The 3,546-nt window shown below is 61.2% G+C and carries 5 protein-coding genes; 3 read left to right on the forward strand and 2 right to left on the reverse strand.

The genetic code is table 11. The features are described 5' to 3' along the window. Positions 1-60: 60 nt before the first annotated feature. Together AC07ZH_RS20365 and AC07ZH_RS20370 are read right to left on the reverse strand one after the other, a co-directional pair. Positions 61-939 carry a nuclear transport factor 2 family protein gene (locus AC07ZH_RS20365; protein WP_495201099.1) on the reverse strand — a complete coding sequence of 293 codons (879 nt, stop codon included), beginning with the start codon at positions 937-939 and terminating at the stop codon, positions 61-63. Between the two features lie 48 nt (positions 940-987). Further along, positions 988-1,179: a hypothetical protein gene (locus AC07ZH_RS20370; RefSeq protein WP_495201100.1), complete on the reverse strand. Its 192-nt coding sequence runs from the start codon at positions 1,177-1,179 to the stop codon at positions 988-990. Positions 1,180-1,348: 169 nt separating this feature from the next. Between AC07ZH_RS20370 and AC07ZH_RS20375 the strand changes: the two genes are divergently transcribed. The 3 genes from AC07ZH_RS20375 (at position 1,349) to AC07ZH_RS20385 (ending at position 3,354) form a co-directional block, all read left to right on the forward strand. After that, positions 1,349-1,897 carry a sigma-70 family RNA polymerase sigma factor gene (locus tag AC07ZH_RS20375; RefSeq protein ID WP_119110598.1) on the forward strand — a complete coding sequence of 183 codons (549 nt, stop codon included), beginning with the start codon at positions 1,349-1,351 and terminating at the stop codon, positions 1,895-1,897. Positions 1,898-2,011: 114 nt separating this feature from the next. Continuing rightward, positions 2,012-3,058: a permease gene (locus tag AC07ZH_RS20380; RefSeq protein WP_495201101.1), complete on the forward strand. Its 1,047-nt coding sequence runs from the start codon at positions 2,012-2,014 to the stop codon at positions 3,056-3,058. A 62-nt stretch (positions 3,059-3,120) separates the two neighbouring features. Then, positions 3,121-3,354 (forward strand): thioredoxin family protein, encoded by a 234-nt coding sequence (locus tag AC07ZH_RS20385; RefSeq protein WP_425453167.1) that lies wholly within the window; start codon positions 3,121-3,123, stop codon positions 3,352-3,354. The last annotated feature ends 192 nt before the right edge of the window (positions 3,355-3,546 follow it).

Raw genomic sequence — 3,546 nt, forward strand, 5'->3', positions numbered from 1 at the left:
CTTGCTTCATGCCTCAGATTTTCTCAGCTCATCGGCTCGCCGAGCACATCGGAAGCCGATTTATGCAGACTTTCCCTTGCGCTCGGTGATCTCGCGGGTGATGCCGTGGTACCCCACGATCTCTCCCTGCGCATTGCGGTCGGGTTTGGCCAGCACTTCCCCCCAGATGACGCGGCCATCCTTGCAGCGGTGCTCCGCCTGGAAGGTCAGGAATCCTTCCGACGTATCGGATGGGTCTTCTGCGGCCCTGCGCTTGAGCAGGTCTTTGACCAGGGCGACGCCTTGGTCGGTGAACATCTCAAAAACATGGTGCCCCACCACCTCGTCGGCCCGAAAGCCCCGCAGGCGTTCGTCCGCCGGGCTGATGTAGGTCATGACGAGCCGGCTGTCTGTCTTCCAGAGCACATCCTGTGCATCCTCCGTCAACATGCGGTAGAGGGCCTGGCTTTCGTGCAGCGCCCGGGTGCGCTCGTCTACCAGGGCCTGCAAGGCGCTGTTCTGCTCCTGCAGGCTCTTGAGGGGGTAGATCTCGCCGTCCTGCGCGCTACGGTATGGAATGGAAATGCCGCTGTGCACGATCATCCACTCGGCCCCTTCCTGGCGGAAGATCAGCACCAGCCGCGCGACTTCTCTGGACAACAGTTGGCCGTCGCTGGGCAAATGGATGTGAAAGAAGGCTGTCACCACCACCACGTCAGGGCTGAGGTCCTGCAGCGAAAGATCCAGCATTTCGATGCGAATGCGGCCCGGCACCTGCGCAAAGTCCTGCCGGGTGATGCGGACCCATTCGTCGCGGTCGTGGATCAGCCGATTGCCGCTGCCGGGGTAGCCGCTGAAGTTCTGGCTGAAGCGCGCGGTCAGGCGGTCGTCCCGTGCGGTGTACAACGCGATGTACTCGTCGAACAGCTCACGAATCTTGCGCTGGCGATCCTGGTGCATGGTGCTGGCAATCCTGGTGTGCGTGGCGGCTTTGGCCCATGCGCATTCTCACAGAAACATCCCAATTTTGATGCAATTTGTAACTTCTGCGCGATCGCCTTTGACAGGCAAATGAAGAGATTTGGGAAGCCGGGAATCGGAAATTGCGTTGGGGTGGTTCTTTCCTGAGTTTTTCCCGGTGGTTGGCAGCATGGCGGCCGCGCAGGCCAATCTGCCCGTGGGTTTCCTGACCTGGGTCATGATCATCCCTGTGCTGGTGCGAGAGCCTATGAACAGCATTGCCCCAAATCCATTCCTGCTGCCCGATGACACAACCCCCACCAGATATGTTGCGGACCGTGGACCATGAGCCTGTCCTTCGTGAAGCAGGGCAGCGCCATACCTCTGCATTGCCGTCAAGAGGCACGCCATGAATTGCCTGGATACCGCCTGGAGACAACACGCCGCCGAGCTGCGCGGCTGGTTGCGCCGTCGGCTGAACCAGCCGCAAGACGTGGAAGACATGATGCAGGACCTGTTCATGAAAGCCCTGCGCCAGGGAAGTGGGTTTTGCAAGATTCAAAACCCAAGAGCCTGGCTGTTTGAAGTGGCCCGCAATGCACTGGCTGATCGCTTGAAATCCGAGCGCGAAGCGCTTGCGCTGCCGGACGATTTGGCGGCGCCTGCTCCTGAGGACGCGCCCGTGGACGGTCTTACCGCCTGTCTGCCTCGGGTGCTGTCAGAGCTGAATGATGCAGACCGGCAAGCCATCGTGCTGTGCGACCTGGGCGGCATGCCGCAGGCGGACTATGCGGCCCAGGTCGGATTGACGCTCAGCGCCGCGAAGTCCCGCCTCCAGCGCGCCCGGCTGCGCCTTCGCGATCGCATGGCCACCGCCTGTCAGGTCACGATGGGCACGGGCGGGCAGGTGGAAGACTTTGTTCCCCGGCCACCGCTTGAGTCCCCTCAACAAAGCTAAAGCCGCACCTCTGTCAGGCCCCATTCGAGCCTGCAGGAGATGGTTTCGCACAGTTATTGCATAAATATCGGCGATCTGGTGCGTCTTTTTCCTGTGTCCATCGTCTTCACAGGCATGACCGCACAAACCCTCTCGTTCAAAACCTGGCCAACCCGCCAGCCAGCGGCCTTTCTGGCGCTGGCCGTCTTGGTGTGGTTTGCCGCGTACCAGACCCTGATGCCCGTATCCGAAGCGCTGGCCGCCCTGTTACCGGTGGAGCGCAGCAGCCATCTGGGTGGAGCGCTCCAGTTCTTTTTCTACGACACCCCCAAGGTGCTGTTGCTGCTGACGGGTGTGGTGTTCGTCATGGGCATGGTCAACAGCTATTTCACGCCCGAACGTACCCGGGCCTTGCTGGCGGGGCGAACCGAGGGTCTGGCCAATGTGATGGCGGCCAGCCTGGGCATCGTGACCCCGTTCTGCTCCTGTTCTGCGGTGCCACTGTTCATCGGTTTCGTCCAGGCGGGCGTACCGCTGGGGGTCACCTTCTCGTTCCTGATCTCCGCACCCATGGTCAACGAGGTGGCGTTGGCGCTGTTGTTCGGCATGTTCGGCTGGAAGGTCGCCTTGCTCTACCTGAGCCTGGGCCTGGGCGTGGCCGTGGTGGCCGGCTGGGTCATTGGCCGCTTGAAGATGGAGGCGCATCTGGAAGACTGGGTCCGTGAGATTCCCAAGATGTCGGCTGCCTTTGAAGCCACGGACACCACGCTGGCCGACCGTGTGCAGGCGGGGTTCGCCTCCGTGCGCGAGATTGTGGGCAAGGTCTGGCCCTACATCCTGGCGGGCATCGCCATCGGTGCCGGTATTCATGGCTATGTGCCCCAGGACTTTATGGCCAGCTTCATGGGCAAGGACGTCTGGTGGTCGGTTCCCCTGGCCGTGGTGATCGGTGTGCCCATGTACACCAATGCGGCGGGTGTCATTCCCATCGTGCAGGCCCTGCTGGCCAAGGGCGCCGCCCTGGGCACGGTACTGGCGTTCATGATGAGCGTGATCGCGCTGTCGCTGCCCGAGATGGTCATTTTGCGCAAGGTGCTCAAGGTGCGCCTGATCGCCACCTTCGCAGGGGTGGTGGCTTTTGGCATTTTGTTGGTGGGCTTTGTCTTCAACGCAGTGCTGTGACCCGCTCGCGTGGCCAACCCCCCCGGTCAATCCCTCTCTCTTCATTTCAAAAGGAGCCCATGATGGACATCAAGGTACTCGGCACTGGCTGTGCCAATTGCAAAAACACCATCGCGCTGATCGACCAGGTGGCGCAGGCCAATGGCGTGACGGTGACGCTGGAGAAGCTTGAAGACCTGCGCGACATCGCGCGCTATGGCGTCATGCGCACGCCGGGCGTTGTGATCGACGGCAAAGTGGTGCATGCCGGTGGCGTACCCAGTCGCGAACAAGTGCAGGGTTGGCTCAGCGCCTGATCAGTAAAAGGTCACACTGGCATCCTTGGTTTTGAGCAAAATCAGGCGCTAGGGAAAGTCTGCATAAATCGGCTCCCGATGTGCTCGGCGAGCCGATGAGCTGAGAAAATCTGAAGCATGAAGCAAGCGGACCTTGGCCTGAACCTGACAACCAAGCGCACGCGCAAGCGTGAGTTCCTGGGGGAGATGGAG

This window comes from Simplicispira sp. GW247-4R2A, assembly GCF_059424465.1.

Excerpts from the sequence above, each read along its gene's own strand:
- AC07ZH_RS20365 (WP_495201099.1), bottom strand. The coding sequence starts at position 939 with ATGCACCAGGATCGCCAGCGCAAGATTCGTGAGCTGTTCGACGAGTAC.
- AC07ZH_RS20385 (WP_425453167.1), top strand. The coding sequence starts at position 3,121 with ATGGACATCAAGGTACTCGGCACTGGCTGTGCCAATTGCAAAAACACC.
- AC07ZH_RS20375 (WP_119110598.1), top strand. The coding sequence starts at position 1,349 with ATGAATTGCCTGGATACCGCCTGGAGACAACACGCCGCCGAGCTGCGC.
- AC07ZH_RS20370 (WP_495201100.1), bottom strand. The coding sequence starts at position 1,179 with ATGACCCAGGTCAGGAAACCCACGGGCAGATTGGCCTGCGCGGCCGCC.
- AC07ZH_RS20380 (WP_495201101.1), top strand. The coding sequence starts at position 2,012 with ATGACCGCACAAACCCTCTCGTTCAAAACCTGGCCAACCCGCCAGCCA.